Origin of the sequence: Streptomyces sp. RFCAC02, assembly GCF_004193175.1 — a bacterium.
Taxonomy (GTDB): domain Bacteria; phylum Actinomycetota; class Actinomycetes; order Streptomycetales; family Streptomycetaceae; genus Streptomyces.
On sequence record NZ_SAUH01000001.1, the window covers coordinates 1,859,472 to 1,880,494 of the forward strand.

21 protein-coding genes and 1 tRNA gene are annotated in these 21,023 nt (G+C 74.0%); 5 read left to right on the forward strand and 17 right to left on the reverse strand.

Going from position 1 to position 21,023, the window contains the following annotated elements; all coding sequences use genetic code 11:
- Nucleotides 1–35 precede the first annotated feature (35 nt).
- From EMA09_RS08520 to EMA09_RS28240, 3 genes are all read right to left on the reverse strand, one after another.
- On the reverse strand, nucleotides 36–599 hold the full coding sequence (locus EMA09_RS08520) for a hypothetical protein (protein WP_129840425.1): 564 nt from the start codon (nucleotides 597–599) through the stop codon (nucleotides 36–38).
- A gap of 71 nt (nucleotides 600–670) precedes the next feature.
- On the reverse strand, nucleotides 671–1,468 hold the full coding sequence (locus EMA09_RS08525) for a hypothetical protein (protein WP_129840427.1): 798 nt from the start codon (nucleotides 1,466–1,468) through the stop codon (nucleotides 671–673).
- A complete protein-coding gene (locus tag EMA09_RS28240; protein WP_168220672.1) occupies nucleotides 1,465–1,632 on the reverse strand; it encodes a hypothetical protein in 168 nt (55 codons plus the stop codon). The genes EMA09_RS08525 and EMA09_RS28240 overlap by 4 nt, the downstream gene beginning before the upstream one ends.
- 743 nt (nucleotides 1,633–2,375) lie before the next feature.
- Here EMA09_RS28240 and EMA09_RS08530 point away from each other — a divergent pair.
- Both EMA09_RS08530 and EMA09_RS08535 read left to right on the forward strand, forming a co-directional pair.
- Nucleotides 2,376–2,567: a helix-turn-helix domain-containing protein gene (locus tag EMA09_RS08530; protein WP_129840429.1), complete on the forward strand. Its 192-nt coding sequence runs from the start codon at nucleotides 2,376–2,378 to the stop codon at nucleotides 2,565–2,567.
- Nucleotides 2,564–3,718 carry a site-specific integrase gene (locus EMA09_RS08535; protein WP_129840431.1) on the forward strand — a complete coding sequence of 385 codons (1,155 nt, stop codon included), beginning with the start codon at nucleotides 2,564–2,566 and terminating at the stop codon, nucleotides 3,716–3,718. The genes EMA09_RS08530 and EMA09_RS08535 overlap by 4 nt, the downstream gene beginning before the upstream one ends.
- 176 nt (nucleotides 3,719–3,894) lie before the next feature.
- On the opposite strand, the gene EMA09_RS08540 is transcribed toward EMA09_RS08535, so the two are convergent.
- From EMA09_RS08540 to EMA09_RS08550, 3 genes are all read right to left on the reverse strand, one after another.
- A tRNA-Ala gene (locus EMA09_RS08540) sits at nucleotides 3,895–3,967 on the reverse strand.
- A 104-nt stretch (nucleotides 3,968–4,071) separates the two neighbouring features.
- On the reverse strand, nucleotides 4,072–4,305 hold the full coding sequence (locus EMA09_RS08545) for a hypothetical protein (protein ID WP_129840433.1): 234 nt from the start codon (nucleotides 4,303–4,305) through the stop codon (nucleotides 4,072–4,074).
- A 227-nt stretch (nucleotides 4,306–4,532) separates the two neighbouring features.
- Nucleotides 4,533–6,029: an MFS transporter gene (locus tag EMA09_RS08550; RefSeq protein ID WP_129840435.1), complete on the reverse strand. Its 1,497-nt coding sequence runs from the start codon at nucleotides 6,027–6,029 to the stop codon at nucleotides 4,533–4,535.
- 109 nt (nucleotides 6,030–6,138) lie between these two features.
- Between EMA09_RS08550 and EMA09_RS08555 the strand changes: the two genes are divergently transcribed.
- Nucleotides 6,139–7,014: a helix-turn-helix transcriptional regulator gene (locus EMA09_RS08555; protein ID WP_346655814.1), complete on the forward strand. Its 876-nt coding sequence runs from the start codon at nucleotides 6,139–6,141 to the stop codon at nucleotides 7,012–7,014.
- Nucleotides 7,015–7,032: 18 nt separating this feature from the next.
- Here the strand turns inward: EMA09_RS08555 and EMA09_RS08560 are convergent, their stop codons facing one another.
- The 10 genes from EMA09_RS08560 to proB all read right to left on the reverse strand — a co-directional run bounded on the left by EMA09_RS08560 (nucleotide 7,033) and on the right by proB (nucleotide 15,952).
- The gene (locus EMA09_RS08560) at nucleotides 7,033–7,683 is read right to left on the reverse strand and encodes a histidine phosphatase family protein (protein ID WP_129840437.1); all 651 of its coding nucleotides are present in this window, start codon (nucleotides 7,681–7,683) and stop codon (nucleotides 7,033–7,035) included.
- On the reverse strand, nucleotides 7,680–8,105 hold the full coding sequence (rsfS, locus tag EMA09_RS08565) for a ribosome silencing factor (protein ID WP_129840439.1): 426 nt from the start codon (nucleotides 8,103–8,105) through the stop codon (nucleotides 7,680–7,682). The genes EMA09_RS08560 and rsfS overlap by 4 nt, the downstream gene beginning before the upstream one ends.
- Before the next feature lie 78 nt (nucleotides 8,106–8,183).
- Entirely contained in the window at nucleotides 8,184–9,845 is a 1,662-nt protein-coding gene (locus tag EMA09_RS08570) for an LCP family protein (RefSeq protein ID WP_129840441.1), read from the reverse strand.
- Nucleotides 9,846–9,866: 21 nt separating this feature from the next.
- Nucleotides 9,867–10,505, reverse strand: coding sequence for a nicotinate-nucleotide adenylyltransferase (gene nadD / locus EMA09_RS08575; protein WP_276324176.1), 639 nt, complete (start codon nucleotides 10,503–10,505; stop codon nucleotides 9,867–9,869).
- An 8-nt stretch (nucleotides 10,506–10,513) separates the two neighbouring features.
- The gene (locus tag EMA09_RS28245; RefSeq protein WP_168220674.1) at nucleotides 10,514–10,684 is read right to left on the reverse strand and encodes a hypothetical protein; all 171 of its coding nucleotides are present in this window, start codon (nucleotides 10,682–10,684) and stop codon (nucleotides 10,514–10,516) included.
- A gap of 129 nt (nucleotides 10,685–10,813) precedes the next feature.
- On the reverse strand, nucleotides 10,814–11,878 hold the full coding sequence (locus EMA09_RS08580; RefSeq protein WP_129840443.1) for a hypothetical protein: 1,065 nt from the start codon (nucleotides 11,876–11,878) through the stop codon (nucleotides 10,814–10,816).
- Between the two features lie 75 nt (nucleotides 11,879–11,953).
- Complete coding sequence (locus tag EMA09_RS08585; RefSeq protein WP_129840445.1) at nucleotides 11,954–12,838, reverse strand: hypothetical protein; 885 nt, start codon at nucleotides 12,836–12,838, stop codon at nucleotides 11,954–11,956.
- A gap of 50 nt (nucleotides 12,839–12,888) precedes the next feature.
- The gene (locus EMA09_RS08590) at nucleotides 12,889–14,181 is read right to left on the reverse strand and encodes a glutamate-5-semialdehyde dehydrogenase (RefSeq protein ID WP_129840447.1); all 1,293 of its coding nucleotides are present in this window, start codon (nucleotides 14,179–14,181) and stop codon (nucleotides 12,889–12,891) included.
- Between the two features lie 46 nt (nucleotides 14,182–14,227).
- On the reverse strand, nucleotides 14,228–14,644 hold the full coding sequence (locus tag EMA09_RS08595) for a hypothetical protein (RefSeq protein WP_129840449.1): 417 nt from the start codon (nucleotides 14,642–14,644) through the stop codon (nucleotides 14,228–14,230).
- A 186-nt stretch (nucleotides 14,645–14,830) separates the two neighbouring features.
- Nucleotides 14,831–15,952 (reverse strand): glutamate 5-kinase, encoded by a 1,122-nt coding sequence (gene proB, locus EMA09_RS08600; RefSeq protein ID WP_129840451.1) that lies wholly within the window; start codon nucleotides 15,950–15,952, stop codon nucleotides 14,831–14,833.
- A 389-nt stretch (nucleotides 15,953–16,341) separates the two neighbouring features.
- Between proB and EMA09_RS08605 the strand changes: the two genes are divergently transcribed.
- Entirely contained in the window at nucleotides 16,342–18,453 is a 2,112-nt protein-coding gene (locus EMA09_RS08605; RefSeq protein WP_129840453.1) for a hypothetical protein, read from the forward strand.
- Nucleotides 18,454–18,676: 223 nt separating this feature from the next.
- On the forward strand, nucleotides 18,677–19,912 hold the full coding sequence (gene thrS, locus EMA09_RS08610; protein WP_129840455.1) for a threonine--tRNA ligase: 1,236 nt from the start codon (nucleotides 18,677–18,679) through the stop codon (nucleotides 19,910–19,912).
- A 415-nt stretch (nucleotides 19,913–20,327) separates the two neighbouring features.
- On the opposite strand, the gene EMA09_RS08615 is transcribed toward thrS, so the two are convergent.
- Nucleotides 20,328–20,993 (reverse strand): alpha/beta family hydrolase, encoded by a 666-nt coding sequence (locus tag EMA09_RS08615; protein WP_129840457.1) that lies wholly within the window; start codon nucleotides 20,991–20,993, stop codon nucleotides 20,328–20,330.
- Nucleotides 20,994–21,023: the final 30 nt, after the last annotated feature.

Consider the following 21,023-nt stretch of genomic DNA (forward strand, 5'->3'; position numbering starts at 1 on the left):
GCTCGGCCGCGTGAACTCGATCGGGGAGTGCGGGGCTACTCCGTCGCCGGTGGGGTGCGCTTCTCCAGTACTCCGCGTTGGATTCTGCGCAGGTGCGAGGGGTCGAGGCCGGTGATGCGTCGGACCTCGGCGAAGCGGTCGGCGTCTGCGCCGCTGGGGCGGGCGCCGTGGACGTGTGGGGGGAGGGCGTCGGCGATCGCCGCGTAGTAGGCGTCGCGCGCGACGGTGACCTCGTCGACGGCACGCTGGGCCTCCGGGAGGAGGGCGAAGGCCGCGTCGGGCTCGGTGAGCCGCCGGGGCCGGTCGGTGGCCTCGCGGTAGGCGAGTTCGGCTTCGTAGAGGTTCCGGACGTTCTGCTCGGTCTGGCCGATGAGCCGGGCGATGGCCGCTCGCCGACCGCGGCCGCGCACCGGTGGGTTCTTCTCCCCGCGGGCTCTGCGGGCTTCGCGCTCCCGCTTCTCGCGCTCGCTCAGCGGGTCGGCATGGGAGTCGGCGAGCAGGCTGTTGCGGCGGGCCTCTCGTTCGGGCAGTCGGGCGTGGAGACGGTCGAACCGGCCCTTGGCTGCCTTGAGGACGGCGATGGGGTCGGCTGCGGTCACCCCGACATGCTGGCGAGGCCGACCGGGATTCCGCAAGTCACGCGCCTGCGGGATGAGCGTGATGTCCACCATCAGGAGGTCCGAAGAGCGGCGCGCAGGGCCATCTCGGCCGCTTGCTGCTCACGGGCGTCATCGCCGCACGTACGGCACAGGTTCGCCCCTTCCGGATCACCGCGCCGTCTCTGGCAACCGGAGCACAGTGGCCAGCCCAGGCATTCCGCACACAGGGCGCGCCCTGGCACCGGGGGGCGTCCGCAGTCGTCGCACTCCGGCAGGGCAGGAGGCCGGACGTGCTTCCCGAAGCGGGGCGGAGTGTAGGTCGCAGAGCGCTCCGGTCCGGCGTCCTGCAGGGGCAACCGCGAAGGGGTCGGTGGGATGTGCCCGATTCGGCGGGCGAGGAAACCGGCAGGGTGGGTGACGTTGAGCGGGAGGCCACCTGTCAGGGCGGCCCGCAGGCTGTCGGCGTCCCAGCCGGCCGCCAGGAGATCGTCGAGCCGCTGTCCCTCGCGGCTGAGCGCCTGGCCGCCGATGCGGAGACGCGGCTCGCGCGCGCCGATCGCCAGGAGCAGTGAGACGCCGGCGCTCGGCGCGACCGGGACGGAGGGAGGGGAAGGGCTGGTCTTCTGCGGGTTGGTCTTCTTGCTCTTGTTCTTCTTAGGCCGCGGATCATCCGACGTCGGGTCATCCGTCGTCGGGTTTTCCGACATCGGCTCCGACCTGGGCTCTTGCTTCTCATCGGCCTCGGTGGGCAGGGGAGCCCGCGGGGAGTCGGTGATGCGGTAGACGGCGGAGCCGAGCCGACCGCGCTCGTCGCGTTCCTGGTAGCGCTCCAGGTAGCCGTACTGCTCGAGTTCCTGCAGGCCGGTCATGATGGCCCCGCGGCCTCCGGGCCGGAGCGGACGAGAGCTTCCACGGTGAGCCCGTAGCCGTCGCGATGCGAGGCGATCTCCAGGAAGAGCCCACGCGCCTTCCTGCTCAACCGCCGGTCCCGCGCCAAGTCGTTGGAGACCTGGGTGAACCGGTCAGCTGCCATGTACCCGCGCTCGATGCGCCCGTAGCGGCTCATGGAAGCCACGAGCAGGACAACGGAGGGCGCCGGGCAGCCGCATCGCAACGAAGGACACGCAACCGTCGAGAAGCACTCCCTCGGAAGGGCCGCATGTACATGCCTCCTTCGCCGTGCCGGTGGGGGATCACAAGCTAGTGGACTTGCTTTTGCCAAATCAAGTCCACAGAATGGAGCTGGCAACTCACCTCACCGCCGAAGCTCGCCACCTCACCCACACGAAAATCCGAACAAATGGACGTCTCGGCGAGTTCGCTCGCCGTAAACACGAGTTAACGCGCTACCGGGGCGAGCAGCAACGAGCAACACGCAAGATCGTTATGAATCCGGGCATACACGGGTCAACCGCGCTTATTATCCGTGAACAACTGTGAATGCCCACTCGATTCGACCGGCGACAGGAAGCCGTCGGTCGGCCCCGCGGGGCGGCCTCGATACCGCCAAGCATCCGCCGCCGCGCGGGGCGCCTCCTCACCCGAACCGCATCGATCCGAGAAGGAAGCGTTCATCATGCCTGAGTCCGCCCCGAACCTGCCACCTTGTTCGAACTGCGGCGACTTCCGCACCGTCGCCATCACCACCGGCCTGTGGTGCAGCGATGGCTCGCGCGAGACAACTTTGGTCTGCTGCGCCGCACACCAGAGCACTCGCGTCGTTGAGCCGGTCGGCGGCTCCGTTCGCGCAACGGCCATCCCCGGTCAGGAGGCTCGGTGACAGAGCCTCAGTTGTACCGCGTCTCGGACGTGGTGGAGCTGCTCAACCTCAGCCGGTCCGTCGTCTACGACCTCATGCGGACCGGCCGTCTGCGGACGGTCCGCCAGGGACGGTCGAGGCGCGTCCCCAGCTCCGCGCTCCACGAGTACGTCGCACTTCTCGAACGCGAGGCCGGAGGGAAGCGGTGAGCGCACGCCGTGACCGAGGAGACGGCGGCCTGCACTGGGACGCCGGGCGCCAACGCTGGATCGCTTCCGTGAGTCTGGGGTATGACGACGCCGGAAAGCGTGTCGTCAGACGCAGGAGCGGCAGGACCAAGGCCGAGGCCAAAAGCAAGCTCAAGGAGCTTCTCAGCGAGCATGAGACCGGCCTCGTGGCCGCCACGACCGACTGCACCGTCGAGGAAGCGGTCACCAACTGGCTGGCGTACGGCCTCGCCGGAAAGGACCCGCAGACGGTGCAGTGGTACGCCAACCTCTCCCGTACGCACGTCATTGCCGATCTGGGCCACCGAAAGCTTCGCGAACTCGGCGTCGACGATGTCGACAGATGGCTGGCGGCGAAGGCGCGGGCGCTCAGCACCCGCACCCTGCAGGGCATCCACTCCTGCCTGAACCGCTCGGTGCAGCGCGCTATGGTCCGCGGAAAGGTCAGCCGCAACGTCGTCGCCCTGTGCGCGGTACCGACCGGGCAGCCGGGGAGACCGTCGAAGGCCATGACGCTTTCCCAGGCCGAGGCCGTCCTCAGGGCCGTCGAGAACGACCCGATGCGCGCCTACATCGTCGTCTCGCTCCTCACCGGTGCGCGGACCGAGGAACTGCGCCCGCTCACCTGGGACCACGTCGATCTCGGAGGACGCCCGCACGCCGATCCGCCGGTCCCCCCGCACATCGCGGTCTGGCGCTCCGTCCGCCGGAGCGGTGAGACCAAGACCCGGAAGAGCCGGCGCACGCTCGCCCTTCCCGGCCGCTGCGTCTCCGCCCTGCGACGGCACTGCCGAGTACAGGAACGTCAGCGGAGAATGGCCGGCGAGAGGTGGCGGGAGAACAACCTCGTCTTCGCCTCGGACGTCGGCACGATCCTGGACGCCGCCAACGTGCGCCGCGCCTTCCGCCGGGCCATCGCCAAGGCCGACGGCATCGACCCCGCCGAGTGGACGCCGAGGGAGATGCGGCACAGCTTCGTGTCCCTGCTCTCCGACCACGACGTCCCCGTCGAGGAGATCGCCCGGCTCGTGGGGCACTCCAGTACCGAGACCACGGAGAAGGTCTACCGGAAGCAGATCCGTCCCGTCATCCAGACCGGAGCACTGACCATGGACCGCATCTTCCAGCACTGAACCGACCAGGATCGACCGGCCGAGCCCGATGCGGAAGGCAGTTCGACGGGGGAACGATCGCCGGGGGTTGACGCCCAGAAGCCGCATTTCGGACGCTTGCGTCCGAGGCAAGGACGTTAGTCACTCAGTTAGTCACGCAGAGGCCCCCTCCCTTGCGGGAGGGGGCCTCTGACCTGTGGAGCTAAGGAGAATTGAACTCCTGACCTCTTGCATGCCATGCAAGCGCTCTACCAACTGAGCTATAGCCCCTTGCTTGTCCCGGTCGGGGTCTCCCCCTCGCGGTGATCCCTACTTTACACACTTCCCGGGGGCGTTTGCCAAATCGGTGGGCGGGGGCGGCGGTGTGGGGGCGGTCACGCGCTCGCGAAGGAGTAGAAGCGCTTCAGCGCGCAGTGTTCGTCGAGGAGACGGCCGTAGATCGGCTCGCCCTCCAGCTCGCGGTACACCTCGATCGGGTCGCCCTTGATGATCAGGGCGCGGGCGCACTCGACGCACCAGTACTGGTAGGACACGTTGACGGGCTGGAGATCGCGCACGATCGGTGTGCCGGCCGCGCACCAGTCGCACTTCCTGCTGTGTGCACCCATGAGCGCTCAGCTCCACCCTCGGTCGTGGGCCGTGCTCACGTGGGTACCCCCCAAGGAGATGCCGAGCGATCAGCGGCCAGGGCTCCCGCCGCCCGGCGTATACCGGCGTATACCCAGGATTCTGCCACGTGAACGATCCGCCGATAAGCGGAAGATCCCGCCTCCACGGAAGGGAGACGGGATCGATATACGGCCTCCCCGGAAGCCCTTCGGCCTCCGGTGGCTCTTCACCTCCCGCCGCGCGCCGCGGTGTTGAGACGGGCCGCGGCGAGGGCGCCCACCACCGCGGCGGCGGACAGCGCGATCATCGTCGGCCACAGCGCGTCCGCCGTCGAGTGCGCGGAGTCCGCGCGCCCGAGGAAGAGCGTGCCGAGGGCCGCGATGCCCGCGAGCATGCCGAGCTGCGTCATCATCCCGAGCAGGCCGCTCGCGTCGGGGGCCTCCTCCGGGCGGACCGACGCCAGGGTGCGGTTCAGCGAGGCGCTGAACGAGAGGCCGAGCCCGAGCCCGGTGACGGTGAAGACCAGCAGCACGGGCAGGTCGACACCGCGTCCGTCCCGCAGCAGCAGGCCCGTGACGGCCATCGACGCGCCGGCCACCAGGAAGCCGGCCGCCGCCGTCCAGTGGCGCAGCACCGCGGCCGCCTTGCCCCAGTACAGCGAGGCCAGTCCGTAGCCGACCGCCTGCGGGATGAACGTGAGCCCCGCGTGCAGCGCGCCGTACGCGAGGCCGCCCGTCGCGTCCGGCCCCTGGACGTGCAGGGAGACGCTGAACGTCAGGCCGCCGGTGACGGCCATCGACAGGAAGACGCTGAGCGCGCCGGGCAGCACGCCGGGCGTGCGCAGCATGCGCGGGGAGATCAACGGCGCGCCCCCGGTCCGTGCCGTACGTGCCTGCTGCGCCGCGAACAGCGCCGCCGGGACGAGGCTCGCCGCCAGGCACCACAGGCACCACGCGGGCCAGTCCCGGTCCTGCCCGAGGACCAGCGGGACGGTCAGCAGCAGCACCGAGGCGCTCAACAGGACGAGCCCGGCCGGGTCCAGCGGGCGGGCGCGGCCCGGCGGGCGCCCGCCCGCGGCGGGCAGCACCCGGGCGCCGACGACCAGCAGGGCGATGCCGAACGGCACGTTGACCAGGAACACGGGCCGCCAGGCGAGGCCGAACAGGTCGGCGCTGATCAGGGCGCCGCCGACGATCTGCCCGGCGGCGGCGCCCGTCGCGATGACGGTGGCGTACAGCCGCAGCGCCCGTCCGCGCGCGGCGCCGGTGAACGTGAGCTGGATCAGGCTCAGCACCTGCGGCATCATCAGCGCGGCACCCGTGCCCTGGGCGAGGCGGAACGCGATCAGCGTGCCGGTGCCGGGCGCGAGCCCGCAGGCGAGGGACGCGGCCGTGAACGTGCCGAGCCCGGCCAGGTACAGCCGCCCGGGGCCGAACCGGCCGCCGAGGCGGGCGCCGGTGATCAGCAGGACCGCGTAGGAGATGGTGTAGCCGGCGACGGCGAGCTGCAGGCCGCTGTCGGACGCGCCGAGGTCGGTGCGGATCGTGGGCGCGGCGACGTTGACGATGAAGACGTCGAGCAACGCCATGAACAGGCCGGCCAGCACGACCGCGAGGACCCGCCCGGGCCGCTCGGGGGCGGCCGGTGCCGGAGCGGCCGGGGCCGGCGGCCCGGCCGAGGCCGAGGGCGAGGGCGGCGCCGGGGGCGTGGAGGAGAGTGTCATACGGCTCAGCGTGCGACCGGCGCGGTACGGGTAACGAGAGCCGGTCGATACTGGTACTGGCAGACACCTGGCTGGGACGGAGCGCCCGGCGCACCCTGGAGGGGTGAGCGTGACGACCGCACGACGGCGACCGGAGCTGGGCGCGTTCCTGCGCGGCAGGCGTGCCCGCATCACTCCCGAGGACGTGGGCATGCCGCCCGGCACGCGCCGCAGGACACCGGGGCTGCGGCGCGAGGAGGTCGCGCAGCTCGCCGGTGTCGGTGTCACCTGGTACACGTGGCTGGAGCAGGGGCGCCCCATCAACGCGAGCGGGCAGGTCCTCGACGCCGTGGCGCGCGTCCTGCGGCTCGACGCGGCGGAGCGCGAGCACCTGTACCACCTGGCGGAGGTGCCGATCAACGGCACGGCGGACGGCATGCCACCGCGTGGGAAGTCCCTGTGCGACATGCAGATCATGCTGGACGCGCTGCACCCGCTGCCCGCCGTCGTGTGGAACGCCCGGTACGACTTCCTCGCCAGCAACGCCGGCTACCGCGCGATCCTCGGCGCCGTGCCCACCGACAACCTCCTGCGGCTGCTGTTCCTGGATCCGCGCAGGCAGTGCCCCGTGGTGGTGAGCGAGGCGGACCTGACCAGCCTGGTGTCCACGCTGCGCTGGGGGTACGGCCGCCATACGGGCGAGCCGCGGTGGGAGTCGCTCATCCAGGAGCTGGTGCGGGAGAGCCCGCGCTTCGCGCGGCTGTGGGCGAACGGTGCGGTGGCGCCGCCGGGGATGCGCATGAAGCTGTTCGATCACAAGGAGGCGGGCCGTATCCACGTGCGGTCGCACTCGCTGACCGTGAACGGCCTGCCCGACGCCCGCATGATCGTCTACGTGCCGGACGACGAGGTCAGCCGGCTGCGCCTGGAGGGGCTGGTCGGCGCGCCGATCCCCGTGTCCCCCGCGGTGGACGGCGGCTGCGCCCCCCTGCCGACCGCCGGGTGACGGCCGGGCGGGAGCGGCTCAGACGTCGTCGCCGATGGCCCGTTCCGGGAGGGAGTTGGCGTTGTGCTCCAGCAGGCGCCAGCCCCGTACGCTCTCGCCCAGCACGGACCAGCAGCAGTTCGTGAGCCCGCCGAGGGCCTCCCACGTCTGCGGCGGCAGCCCGAGGAGCCGGCCGATGGTCGTACGGATGGCGCCGCCGTGGCTGACGACGACGAGCACGCCGCCGGGCGGCAGCTTCTCGACCGTCCGCTCCACGACGGGCGCGGCCCGGTCGGCGACCTCGGTCTCCAGCTCGCCGCCGCCGCGCCGCACCGGCTCGCCGCGCCGCCACGCCTCGTACTGGTCGCCGAAGCGCTCACGGATCTCGGTGTGCGTGAGCCCCTGCCAGTCCCCGGCGTACGTCTCGCGCAGGGCATCGTCGTAGGTGACGTCGAGGCCGGTGACGGAGGCCAGCTCGGCCGCCGTGTCACGGGTGCGCCGCAGGTCGGAGCAGATGATGGCGTCCGGCGGGAGGTCGGCGAGCTTGGCCGCCGCCCGGCGGGCCTGGGCGCGGCCGGTGTCGGTCAGGTCGATGTCGAGCTGCCCCTGGAAGCGGTCGGCCAGGTTCCAGGCGGTCTGGCCGTGCCGCCACAGGACGATCCGGCGGGGCGCGCCGGCGGCCCCGCTCAGGCGCCCTCACCGCCCCCGGCGGTGGCGGCGGCGGTGGCGGACCTGCCCGCGGTGGCCTTGGCGTCCTCGGGCAGGTCGAGCAGCGGGCAGTCCTTCCAGAGGCGCTCGAGCGCGTAGAAGACACGCTCCTCCACGTGCTGGACGTGCACGACGACGTCGACGTAGTCGAGCAGGATCCAGCGGCCCTCGCGCTCGCCCTCGCGGCGCACCGGCTTGACACCGCACTCGGTGTGCAGCCGCTCCTCGATGCCCTCGACGATGGCGCGGACCTGCCGGTCGTTGGGCGCCGAGGCGAGGACGAACGCGTCGGTGATGGCGAGGACGTCGCTGACGTCGTAGGCGATGATGTCGTGCGCGAGCTTGTCGGCGGCGGCCTGGGCGGCGGCGCGGACGAGCTCGGTGGCGCGGTCCGTTGCGGTCACAGGTGCGGGAGTCTCCTCGGTCGTGCGGTCGGACGGTCCCTCTCCAGGGTCTCACGGCCCGGACGGGAGCCGTCCGTGTCAGTCGTCATAATCCCCTCCCAGCACGATCGTCACATCGGCATTGGCCGAGGTCTCACCCTGCGTGACGACGTCCTCGGAGAGTCCCAGGGTGCGGGCCGCCTCGATCGCCGTCTCCTGGAACGCCTCGTCACTGTAGGTGACCTGCGAGGCGTCCGCCGGCTCGTCGGTCGCGCGGGCGTCCACGACGGTGAAGCCGCCGTTGAGCAGCGTGATGCGCGCCTCCTCCGCCGTGCCGTCGACGCCGGTGGCGTCCCGGACGCCGATCCGCGCGATGCCGTCCGGGTTGGCGTTGCTCACGGTGCCGTCCAGGACGTCGGCGACCAGGCCCTCGGCGGTCTCGTCGCTGATCGTGCCGTCCTCCTCGGCGGGCAGCACGGTCGTGGTGTAGGCGTCGTCCTGGGCGTACGCGGCGAGCGCGGCGAGGCTGGCGCCCAGCTCCTCCTCGCTGAGCGAGGGGTCGACGATCTGCTGGAGGTTGCGGACGATGCCGGTCGCGGACTCCTCGTCCGTCGGCATGGTGTCGAGGACGGCCTCCAGCACCGCCCCGAACCGCTGCAGCTGCGCCGCGGCCGGCTCGTCGTCGGCCCGGTAGGTGGCGTACGCGACGGCGGAGGCGCCGCTGAGGCGCATGTCGTCGCCGAGCGGGACGAGGGGCTCGCCGCCGTCCTCGCCGGGCACCTCGACGTCGGTGCTGAGCCGCACGCCGCCGAGTTGGTCCACGAGGTTCTGCAGATAGGGGGTGTCGAGGCGCCAGCTTCCCGAGATGTCGGTGCCGAGCAGGTTGCTGACGGCGTCGCGGACGGTGGAGGCGCCCTCCTGGACGACCGCCTGGGCGAGGGTGGTGCCCATGCCGTCGGCGATGACGGCGAGCTCGTCGGGCAGCAGCAGGGTCGTGCCGGTGGCGTCGGGGCCGTCGGCGACGAGGAGGGCGGTCGAGCTGTCGTCGGAGTCGACGGCCCGCAGGTGCACGAGGATCACCTCGCGCGCGCCGCCGCCGGGGCCGGCCGCCCCGTCGTCCTCGCCCGGTCCCGGCAGGAACGGCAGCCGGCCGGTGGCCCACAGCGCCCCGGTGCCGCCGATGACGGCGAGGACGAGGAGGATCACGAGGAGGCGGCGCCGGCTGCGGCCGCGCCGTTTGGCCTCCTCGCGGCGCTCGGTGCGGCTCTCGGAGAACTTGAGCCAGTCGATGACGTCCTCGACCTCGTCGTTCTGCTCGTCGACGAAGGCGAACTGCTCGGTGCGGTAGTCCGTGTCGTCCGTGTCGCGCTGCGGCGGCACGGGCGGCGGCGCGGCGGCGCCGGGCCGCTCCGGCCGGGGCTCGGGCTCCTGCTCGGGCTCCTGCTCGGGCTCCGGTTGGGCGGGCTCGGCGACGGGCTCGGGGGCGGGTGCCGCGGGCGCGGACGTGCCGTACGCCGCGTACGGGTCGTAACCCTGCTCTCCGTACGGCTGCTGGTACGGCTGCCCGTACGGATCCTGCCCGTACTGCTCGGCGCCGTACTGGCCGTAGTCCTGCTGCGGATACCCCTCCTGCGGGTATCCGTACTGCGGGTCCTGGTAGCCGGCGGCGGGCGTCTGATCGGGTGGCTCCGCGCGGTACAGCGGGCGGCCGTACGCGTCGTAACCGTAGATCTGCCCGTACGGGTCCTGCCGGTCGTTCACCAAAGCCGCCCTTTCGTGGGATCAGGCCGTGCCACCCGTGGTTTCCGGTGCTCCGTTCCGGTAGAGCGCGCGCTTGCTGATGTAGCGCACGACGCCGTCCGGCACGAGGTACCAGACCGGATCACCGCGCGCGACCCGCTCCCGGCAGTCGGTGGAGGAGATGGCGAGCGCGGGCACCTCGATGAGCGACACGCCGCCGCCGGGCAGGCCGGGGTCGGCCAGGACGTGCCCGGGCCGGGTCACGCCGATGAAGTGCGCGAGGCCGAACAGCTCGTCCGCGTCCCGCCAGCCGATGATCTGCGCCAGCGCGTCCGCCCCCGTGATGAAGAACAGGTCGTCATCCGGATGGAGGGCACGCAGTTCCCGCAGCGTGTCGATGGTGTACGTGCGCCCGCCGCGGTCGATCTCGATGCGGCTGACGGAGAACTGGGGGTTCGACGCGGTCGCGATGACCGTCATCAGGTAGCGGTCCTCGGCCGCCGACACCCGCCGCTGCTCCTTCTGCCACGGCCGGCCGGTCGGCACGAACACGACCTCGTCGAGACGGAACCGCGCCGCCACCTCGCTCGCCGCGACCAGGTGGCCGTTGTGCACGGGGTCGAACGTGCCGCCCATGACCCCGATCCGCCGCTTGCCGGGGGCGTCTATCCGGTCTGTCACGGCCGGTCTCAGCGGTCGCGGTTGAGGCGCGTGACGATCCACAGGAGGACCAGCAGCGCGACGAACGCCCCGATGCCGATGCCGTAGGCGTTGAGGCTGTCGTGGCCGTGGCCGTGACCGCCCTCCTCCTCGGCGAGCGTGGTCAGGGCTTCGGCTGCGGGCTGGAGAAGCGGAGTCATGAGCGGGACCTATCCGGTTTCCGGGTACGGCGGGCTGCTGAACGTCGGGTCAACGTAGGGTCATCGTAAGCGCAGCCACCGCGGGCGGCCTCCCGCCCCCACCCTCGCGGCGGTCCGGGCACCCCCGCGCTAGCCGCCGGCCCCGTAGACCCCGCACAGCACCGGGCGGACTTCCTGGAGCGCGTACGGGTCGATCGGCGCGGCCTCCGGGAGGAGCGTGGCGCGCGCGCCCGCCGTCAGCGGGTGGAGCGCGTCGTCGGGGTCGGAGGCGCAGTCGCTCGGGCCGGCGGCCGTCATGACCTGCCGCACGACGACCCGCCGGTCGCGCAGCTCGTTCTCGCCGAACTGGAGCCGCACCTCGCGCTGCACCGTGAACAGGGCGACGGCCTCAGCGGGGTCCCCGGCGGGACGCACCGCGTACGCGACGGCGTGCCGGCCGGTGACCTGGAGGATGTCCTGCTCGATCTCGGTGAAGGTGAACGTCCCGCTCACCCGTATCTCGCCGCCGACCGGCGACACCTCGGCCGGGTCGAACCGCACCAGCCAGTCGGTGGCCGCCGTCCGTCCGCCGTGGCCGTCCAGCGCGGCGTCGAGCTGCCGCTGCTGCTCGGGGCCGAGGAGCTGCCGCACCGGCACGGCGGTGGCGCCGGACACCACGTCGGGGGTGAGGGCGCTCGCGACGAGGTACTCCTTGGCGAGGGTGAGCGCGGTGAGGACCTGTTCGCGGGAGAAGTGCTCGGTGGGGCGGGGGTCGGGCAGGCCGACGGCGCCGTCGCCCGCGCCGAAGGCGGCCGCCGGCGAGCCGGCGAACAGCGTGTCGGTGTCGGGGGCGCCCGCCACGGCGTCCCGCGGCGCGAGGACGACCGTGGTCGCGGCGGGCGGGTCGAGGACGAGCCGCGCGCCGGGACCGTAGGGGGTGCGGGCGCCGAGGTAGATGGCGGCGGCGAACGCCAGCAGAACGATGACGGCGAGGACGATGCCCTGCCGGGGGACGGCGCGGATCAGGGTCTCGCCCGGCTCCGGCCGCCGGTCGCGCACGGCCGTCGTGTGATCCGCGAGGCGTTCCTGAGCGGAGAACTCCTGGAGCCGCGCAGCCTGGACGAACGACTCGTCGAAGACGGTCGATCCGTACTCCTCGTCCCCGGCTCCCGGGGCTCCTCCGGAGGCCCCCGGAGGGTCGTAAGGCCCGGCCACGCTTCCAGCGTACGGCGCGGGGCGGGGCGGAAAAAGCCCTCCTGCCCGGGACTTCGTGACCGGTGGCGGCGGCGGTCAGTCCCCGGCTCCCGGGGAGTCGTCCGACTCCGGCGGGACGTCGTGCTGTTCACCGGCGGGCGGGGCGGGGGACACGGAGTCGGAGGCGTCGCGCGGGGTGGAGCCGGCGCGCTGGACGGCCATGAGGGCGAGGGCGAGGACACCGATGCCCATGACCATCGCCAGGACGCAGGCGACGGGGCGCTCCCAGCGCGGCCGGCCGCCGGGGGCGGGGGGCAGGCCGCGCGGCGCGGGGGCCGGTATCGCCGTGCCGGGCGGGGGGCGGTGGTGGGAGACGGACGGCGCCGCGGTGCCGTCCGGGCCGTCCGCGTGATCGGGGTCGTCGGCGTCGGCGTCGGCGTCGTCCGGCAGGTACTGGAGGTAGTCGGACCGGTCGAACCGCCCCTCGCCGTCCTCCTCGTCCTCGAACTCGCCGTTCCCGGACTCGTCGTCCCCCGGCCCGAACTCGACGGCCCCGAACTCCCGGGCGACCGGCTCGGCGGCCCCGAACCGCGAGAACCCGAACTCCACGCCGTCGACCAGCTCTTCGAGGGGGTCGAACCCTTCGGGGCCGTCCTCGTCGGCGTCCGCGTGGTCGTCCGGGGGCCACCGGGTGTACCCGTGGCCCGGGATGCCGCCCGTGAAGCCGGCGAACCCGGCCGGCGCGCCCGGGTCGGGATCCGGGTCGCCGTGGAATCCGGTCTCGCCCGGTTCGGTCTCGGCGCGTTCCATCGCGGCGTAGAGCATCCGCTCGTCCGCGCTCGGTTCGTGGACCCGGGCGGCCCCGACGAACGCCTCGTCCAGCACCAGCGCGGCGAATTCCTCGTCGGCCGCCGCGCTGCGGTCGTCACTTCCGGGACCCTCGCCGTCAGGGAACGGCAGGCCCTCCAGATCGTCCGGCACGTTCCCCAGCGTAGGCGGAATACGGGGCGAAAGGGAGGGCCATTCGGATTTCACTCAACGGTGTGACCATCACCTGTGACGACATAGGTGGTGGAGGTCAGCTCCACCAGGCCCATCGGGCCGCGCGCGTGCAACTTCTGCGTGGAGATGCCGATTTCGGCGCCGAAGCCGAAGCGTCCGCCGTCCGTGAACCGGGTCGACGCGTTGACCATGACGGCGGCGGAGTCCATCCGCGCGACGAACCGCCGCGCCGCCGCGGTGTCCCGCGTGACGATGGCCTCGGTGTGTGCCGAGGTCCACCGCCGGATGTGGGCGACGGCCGCGTCGAGGTCCGGCACGACGGCGGCGGCGATGTCGTAACTCAGGTACTCCGTCGCCCAGTCCTCGTCCGTCGCCGGGACGACGACAGTGCCCGCGGACGCGCCGGCCTTCTGCCACACCTCGTCGCCGTGCACGGTGACCCCGGCCGCCGTGAGGGCGGCGAGGGCGCGCGGCAGGAAGCGGTCGGCGATGCCGGCGTGCACGAGGACCGTCTCGGCGGAGTTGCAGACGCTGGGGCGCTGGGCCTTGGAGTTCACCAGGATGTCGACGGCCATGTCGAGGTCGGCCGACTCGTCCACGTACACGTGGCAGTTGCCGGTGCCGGTCTCGATCACCGGCACCGTGGAGCCGGTCACGACGGCCTGGATCAGCGAGGCGCCGCCGCGCGGGATGAGGACGTCGACCAGACCGCGGGCCGTCATCAGCTCGCGCACCGAGTCGCGGCTCTCGCCGGGAACGAGCTGCACGGCGTCGGCGGGCAGCCCCGCGCTCACGACCGCGTCCCGCAGGACGGCGACCAGCGCGGTGTTGGAGGCGTACGCGGACGACGAGCCGCGCAGCAGCGCCGCGTTGCCCGACTTGAGGCACAGGGCGGCGGCGTCCACCGTGACGTTGGGCCGGCCCTCGTAGACGATGCCGACGACCCCGAGCGGTACGCGGACCTGCCGCAGCTCCAGGCCGTTCGGCAGGGTGGAGCCGCGGACGACCTCGCCGACCGGGTCGGGCAGGGTGATGATGTGCCGCACGTCGGCGGCGATGGACGCGATGCGCTCCGGGGTCAGGGTGAGGCGGTCGATCATCGAGGCGGCCGTGCCGGCGGCGCGGGCGCGGTCGATGTCCTCGGCGTTGGCGGCGACGATCTCGGCGGCCCTGGCCTCCAGGGCGTCCGCCACGGCGGCCAGCGCGGCGTCCCGCGCGGTGCGCGGCAGCGGCGCGAGGCCGGCGGCGGCCTCCTTGGCACGTGCGGCGGCGGCGAGGACGGGGGACGACCCGGTGGTCCCGGTGGCAGAGGGTGCGCTCATACCTTCAGCTTAGGACTTCCCCGGAGAAGCCCGGGCCGGTTTCCCCTCAGAACGGGCGGACGCCCGCCCGCGCGACGGGCGGCGGGCCGTTCCCCTCCGCGACGCGGCGCCGGTACGTCTCCAGGCCGACGACTTCGAGGCCGACGATCTCCCACGGCGGCAGGCCCGCCGACCGCCGGTGCTCGCCCCACAGCCGCAGCGCGATCGCCGCCGCGTCGTGCAGGTCGCGGGCCTCCTCCCAGTAGCCGATCTCGGCGTGGTCGGGGGCGTAGCGGCCGGCCAGGAGGAACGGGTGGTCGTCCGCGAGGCGTTCCAGCGCGCGCCGCACCTCGTGCGGGGGCCGGGCCGCCCCGGCGACACTGAGCGTGATGTGCCACAGCCGGGACGTCTGTGGCGGCCGCCGGGTGTCCCGCGGCGCCGCGTCGTCCCTGCGGTCTTCTCCGACGCCGGCCAGTCGTCTCACCGGCGGCCTCCAATCCTGTGCTGGGTCGGGCACGGGTCCGCCGCCCACCGCGGCGCGGCACGGCGCTCCGCGGCGGCCGGGCCACCGACGAGTTGACCAGTTCGCGGGCGCGTGCGTGGCCCGTTTCGCGGAACGCCCCGCCCGCGGGCGCCGGCCTTCACCCGATCCGCCGCCGTGCTCCGCGCTTCATGCCCGCAGCAGCACGAGGTCGTCACGGTGGACGACCTCCCGTTCGTAGGCGGGGCCGAGCTCGGCGGCCAGGTCGTGCGTGGAGCGGCCGATGAGGCGGGGGATCTCGCGGGCGTCGAAGTTGACGAGGCCGCGGGCGACGGCGCGGCCGGTCTCGTCGCGCAGTTCGATCGGCTCGCCCGCCGAGAAGTCGCCCTCGACGCCGGTGATGCCGGCCGGCAGGAGGGAGCCGTGGCGTTCGGTGATGGCCCGGACGGCGCCGGCGTCGAGGACGACCGCGCCGCGCGGCGCCGACGCGTGCGCGAGCCACAGGAGCCGGCCGGCGGTGCGGCGGCCGGTGGGGTGGAAGTACGTGCCGGTGGGCGCGCCGGACAGCGCCTCGCCGACGTGCCCGGCCGAGGTGAGGACGACGGGGATGCCGGCGCCGGTCGCGATGGCCGCGGCCTCGACCTTGGTGACCATGCCGCCGGTGCCGACGCCGGAGCGGCCGGCCCGCCCGATCTCGATGCCCGCGAGGTCGCCGGGTCCTGTCACGTCGGTGACGCGCCGCGCGCCGGGGCGGGACGGGTCGCCGTCGTAGAGGCCGTCCACGTCGGTCAGCAGGACGAGCAGGTCGGCGCGGACGAGGTGGGCGACGAGGGCGGCGAGGCGGTCGTTGTCGCCGAAGCGGATCTCGTCGGTGGCGACGGTGTCGTTCTCGTTGACGATCGGCACCACGCCCATGGTGAAGAGCTGGTCGAGTGTGCGGTAGGCGTTGCGGTAGTGGCTGCGGCGGCTCGTGTCGTAGGTGGTGAGCAGGACCTGCCCGACACGCCGTCCGTAGCGGGCGAAGGACGAGGTGTACCGGGCGAGCAGGAGACCCTGTCCGACGGAGGCGGCGGCCTGCTGCCGGGCCAGGTCGGCGGGGCGCCTGCCGAGCCCGAGGGGCGCAAGTCCCGCGGCGATCGCACCGGAGCTAACCAGTACGATCTGCCTCCCGTCCTGTTTCACCAGCACATCGACGAGTGCGTCCACCCGGTCGGCGTCCAGCCCCCCGGCCGCGGTGGTCAGCGAGGATGAGCCGATCTTGACGACGATCCTGCGGGCGCCGGAGACGTCCTGGCGTGGTGCCGCTGCCACTGCTGCTGCTCCCTGTTCGCTGTGCCGCCGGTCGGGCGGCGGCGCGGGCGGTGTGCGGGCGGCCGGTGGCGGTGCGGTGGTGCACGCGCCGTCGGCCGTCGGAGCGTCCGCGCGGTCGTTCGGTCCCGGTCGCCGTCACTGCCGTACCGGGGTCTCCCCCGTAATCTATGCCACCGCCCGGACGGCCCGCCCGCTCATATAACCGGCCGCTCCGTTCCCGGTCCGCGGCGCGCACTCCGGCGCGACCGCCCCGCGCGACGGTTCGGCCTTCACTCGTACGGCTGAAATCGCGCCGTCGTCCCCGCAGGTGACCGCGTCCCTGCCGGACCACAGCCCCGCGCCCCGGGCCGTTTCCCCCACGCACACCCTCTCCCAACCGGAGCCTCACCTTGCCCGCTGTACCGTCGATCCGTCGCGGCACCGTGCTGGCCCTGGGCACGCTGCTGGGCCTGTACACCGCCCTGCTCGTCGGGGCGCAGCTGCCCAGCGCGCCGCTGCTGTGCGCCGCGGGTGCCGCCTGCCACGCGTTCGATCTGGGCTGCCGCCTGTGGCGGCCCGGCCTGCTGTCCGTCCTGAACCGGCTGCACTGCGACGAGACCGTCCGGCAGCTCCTGCGGGACCTGCTGATCGTGATGGGTCTCACCCACCTGTCCGCCGTGGACACCCTCGCCCGCCTGCTCCTGGTCGGCGGCCTGCTGTCGTGCTACGGCGCGCACCTCGTCTGCCGGGGCCTGGGCGTCGTCGTGCGGCGCGCCCGTACGCTGCCCGTGATCACGCGCAACGTCGACACGAGCGCCCTCCGCCTCTCCCCCGCGCCGCCGCGCCTGCTGTCCTACCCGGGGCGGCGGATGCTGCTGTTCTCGGTGCCGGCGACCGCCGGGATGCTGGCGACGGTGGCCGCGGAGAGCGTCGTGTGGGGGCTGTGCGGTGTCGGCGCCTCGCTGCTGCTGTTCGCGGGCGGCACCCTGCGGCTCGCGACGTGGCTGCTGCCGGGGAAGCGACCGCCGGGCGAGGAGCGGGTCCTGCGCTGGTTCCGCGACTGGCTGGCGGCGTACCGCCCGGAGGTCGGCCTGTACTTCTCCGGCGGCACCGGCACGGCGTACCAGGCGAACATGTGGCTGAGCACGCTCGCCGCCCTGCCGCGCCCCCTCGTCGTGCTGCGGGAGCGGCCCATGGTCCAGCAGCTCGCCGACACGGACGTGCCGATCGTGTGCGTGCCGCGCGTCGCCCACCTGATGGAGCTGGAGCACTCGTCGCTGAAGATGCTCCTGCACCCGGCGAACGCCCCGAAGACCTCGCAGATCCTGCGGGTCCCGACGATCAAGCACGCGTTCACCAATCACGGCGAGAGCGACAAGCTGTCGAGCTGCAACCCGTACGCCAAGGTCTACGACGAGGTGTGGGTCGCCGGTCCGGCGGCGCGCCTGCGGTACGCGAAGGCCGACGTGGGCGTGGACGACCGGGACGTCGTGGAGGTGGGCCGCCCGCAGCTCGCGCCGATCACCCGGTACGCGGGTCCGCCGCCCGCCGGGGGGCCCGTCACGGTGCTGTACGCCCCCACCTGGGAGGGCTGGACGAACGACCCGGGCAACACGTCCGTCATCCTGGCCGGCGAGAACATCGTGCGCGCCCTGCTCGCCGACCCGCGGGTCCGGCTGCTGTACCGGCCGCACCCGATGACGGGGTCGGTCAACCCCCTCGCCGGCGCGGCGGACGCCCGTATCCGCGCACTGGTGGCGGAGGCGAACCGGGCGGCGGGGCTGCACCCCGACCCCGACCCGGCCGCGGCGGAGGAGCTGGCCCGCAGGGAAGCCGTCCTCGACGCCCTGACGGCGCGCGGCGGGCGTCCTGGCGCGGACGAGATGGAGCGCATGGCCGCCCAGGGCGAGCCGGAGCCGGGCCGGGCCGCCGCGGTCGCGGCGGCGACCGAGGCGTGGCGTGCGGCGTTCTGGGCCTCGCGGGGGGCGGCCGAGCACCTGGTCCTCACCGGGGCGCGGCCCGACCTGTACTCCTGCTTCAACCAGGCGGACCTGCTGGTGTCGGACGTGTCGAGCGTCGTCGCCGACCACCTCGCGTCGGGCAAGCCGTACGCCGTGGTGAACACGAGCGGGATGCCGGAGGAGCGGTTCCGCGAGGCGAACGCCACGGTGCGGGGCGCGACCGTCCTCACGCCGGACGCCGCCGGGATCCCCGCGCTGATCGACAGGGTGGTCGACCCGTCGCTCGACCCGCTCGCCGGGGAGCGGGCCGAGCTGACCGAGTACCTCCTCGGGCCGTCCGACCCGCCGTCCCTGGAGCGGTTCCGGAGCGCGGTGGCGGCCCTGTGCGCCGCCGCCGGGAAGCGCAGGGCGCGCCAGGCGGCGGTGGGCGCGACGCCGGGCGTCGCCGAGCTGGCCGAGACGGCGGAGCGCGAGGCGGGTGTGCCGGACGGGGCGGCGGCCGACCAGGACGCCGAGCTGCCGATAGCGCGCCGGGACGCGCGCCAGGACGCGTCGCGCTGACGGCCGTGCCGCCGCCCCGGCCGGGAAAACGGGGCGCGGCGCGGCGGGCCGCGGCGCTACCGTCGGACCATGCAGCGCGCCATCGCCGTCGGCACGACGACGCCGGACCCCGTCCCGGCGCGCTGACCGACGAACCAAGTGCGGAGCCCCGGGGCGAGTGCCCCGGGGCTCCGCCGCGTGGTCACCCGTCCCCGCTCCGGCGCGAGCGGTGAGGAGACCGCCCATGACCGTCCACGACCACCGCAGGCTGGGCCGCGAGCTCGACCTGTTCGACACCGACCCGCTGATCGGCGCGGGGCTGCCGTTCTGGCTGCCCGCGGGCGCCGCCGTACGGCAGTCCCTGGAGGACTGGATCCGCGGGCAGGAGCGCAGCGCCGGCTACCGGCAGGTGCACTCGCCGGTCCTCGGCAAGCGGGAGCTGTACGAGCGCTCGGGGCACTGGGCGCACTACCGCGACGACATGTTCCCGCCGATGGACGTCGGCGGCGAGCAGCTCGTGCTGCGTCCGAGCCTGTGCCCGCACCACGCCGTCGTCTACCGGTCCCGCCCGCACAGCCACCGCGAGCTGCCGCTGCGCCTCGCGGAGCTGGGCGGGATGTACCGGGCCGAGTTGTCGGGCGTGCTCGGCGGGCTGACCCGGGTGCGCGGCATCCAGCTGAACGACGCGCACGTCTTCTGCGCCCCTGAGCAGGTCCCCGGCGAGGTGGCGCGGGTGCTGGCGATGATCCGGCGCGCGTACGCGGCCCTGGGGATCGAGGGCGCGCGGCTGCGGCTGTCGCTGCCCGGGGACGGCGGGAAGTACGTGCCGGACCCGGCGCTGTGGGAGCGCGCCACCGCCCTGCTGGCCGGGGTCCTGGCGGAGAGCGGGCTGCCGTACGAGGAGGTGGACGGCGAGGCCGCGTTCTACGGACCGAAGATCGACGTGCAGCTGACCGACGGCGCGGGGCGGGAGTTCACCCTCTCCACCGTGCAGGTCGACTTCCACCAGCCGGAACGGTTCGGTCTCGCGTACACCGGCCACGACGGCCGCCGGCACCGCCCGGTGATGATCCACCACGCCGTGCTGGGGAGCCTGGAGCGGATGGTGGCGCACCTGGTCGAGCTGCACGGCGGGGCGTTCCCGGCGTGGTGCGCGCCGGTGCAGGTGGCGGTGCTGCCGGTCGGCGCGGACGGCCTCGCGGCGGCCGAGGCGTTCGCCGGGCGCTGCGCGGACGCGGGGCTGCGGGCCGAGCTCGGCGACCCGGACCGGGGGAGCCTCGGGGCGCGGATCCACGCGGCGCGGCGGGTGCCGTACGTGGCGGTGATCGGCGCGCGGGAGGCCGCGGAGGGTCTGGTGGCGCTGCGCCTGCGCGACGGCCGCCGCCTCGCGCCGCTGCCGGACGGGGAGGCACTGCGCGGGATCACCGCCATGGTGGGGGACCACGCGACCGCCCTGTGGCCCGCCGGGAACCGCCCCTGACGACGGGGCCGGCCGCTCCCGCCGCGCCCCTGCGACGGGCGACGGGAGCGGCCCCGGACCGCACCGGGCGTACGTACACCGTGGTGCGCCGCCGCCCCGCGCACGCGGGCGGCCGGCTCCTCCCGTGCCGCCGCCGACACGGCTCCCCGGCACGTGACGGGCACCCCGCGAGCACCCGCGTGCGGGGCGGGCACGCGGTGACCGACCGGGCGGACCGTGCCCGTCGGCGGTCGACGGCATCGGTCCCCGCCTGCGGCTGTGCCACCGCCGACACACCCCGGACGCGGCTCGGGCACGTGACGGCGTGCAGCCCGCCGAACCGGAGAGGCACGGCCGACGACCGGCCGGGAGCGGCCCCGGGGTGCGCCGGATGGTGCACCGGGACGTCCGTACGAGCCGCGGGCTGCGCAGCGGGTCAGGCGGGGATGCGGGCGGTCAGCCAGTCGCCGATCTCCGTGGCCGCCGCCGCGAGTGCCCCGGTCGCGTCCACGGGCGCGCTCCTCGGTACGGCGAAGCCGTGGTCGCCCCCCGGCACCTCGACGAGGTCCGTGCCGTCCGGGAACTCCGCCGGCCGCCCGAACGGGTCCCTGCTGCCCTGGACCACGAGGGTCGGGACGCCCGCGTCCGTGAGTTCCGCCGCCCGCGACCGCTCCGGCCGGCCCGGCGGATGCAGCGGGAACGCCAGCGCCACCACGGCGTGCGCGCCCACCTCGCGCGCCGTCCGGCACGCCACACGCGCCCCGGCGCTGCGGCCCCCGGCGACCACCGGGACCCCCGCACCCGCCCACCGCGCGAGCGCCGGCCACAGGGCCGTCCACGCCGTATCCAGCGTCCGCGGGGCGGGCGCGAGCCGCCGGCCCGCCACCCGCCACGGCTGCTCGACCAGCGCCACAGTGACACCCCGCGCGGGCAGCGCGCCCGCCAGCGCCACGAGATCGCGCGCCTCGATCCCGCCACCCGCCCCGTGTCCGAGGGCCAGCACCGCCCTGGGCCGGTCCGCCGTGTGCCAGGTGATCCGCGCGTCACCCACCGGCGTCGCCACCGTCCGCCGTTCCGCCGCCGTCCGCGTCTCGCTCGCCATGGCTCCCAGTCTCCCCCGGCGGCTCCGTCG

What these genes read in the sequence shown, in the direction of transcription:
- EMA09_RS28240 (WP_168220672.1), bottom strand. Translation starts at nt 1,632, where the DNA reads ATGGCAGCTGACCGGTTCACCCAGGTCTCCAACGACTTGGCGCGGGAC.
- EMA09_RS08545 (WP_129840433.1), bottom strand. Translation starts at nt 4,305, where the DNA reads ATGGGTGCACACAGCAGGAAGTGCGACTGGTGCGCGGCCGGCACACCG.
- EMA09_RS08550 (WP_129840435.1), bottom strand. Translation starts at nt 6,029, where the DNA reads ATGACACTCTCCTCCACGCCCCCGGCGCCGCCCTCGCCCTCGGCCTCG.
- EMA09_RS08615 (WP_129840457.1), bottom strand. Translation starts at nt 20,993, where the DNA reads ATGGCGAGCGAGACGCGGACGGCGGCGGAACGGCGGACGGTGGCGACG.
- EMA09_RS28245 (WP_168220674.1), bottom strand. Translation starts at nt 10,684, where the DNA reads ATGACTCCGCTTCTCCAGCCCGCAGCCGAAGCCCTGACCACGCTCGCC.
- EMA09_RS08590 (WP_129840447.1), bottom strand. Translation starts at nt 14,181, where the DNA reads ATGAGCGCACCCTCTGCCACCGGGACCACCGGGTCGTCCCCCGTCCTC.
- EMA09_RS08525 (WP_129840427.1), bottom strand. Translation starts at nt 1,468, where the DNA reads ATGACCGGCCTGCAGGAACTCGAGCAGTACGGCTACCTGGAGCGCTAC.
- thrS (WP_129840455.1), top strand. Translation starts at nt 18,677, where the DNA reads ATGACCGTCCACGACCACCGCAGGCTGGGCCGCGAGCTCGACCTGTTC.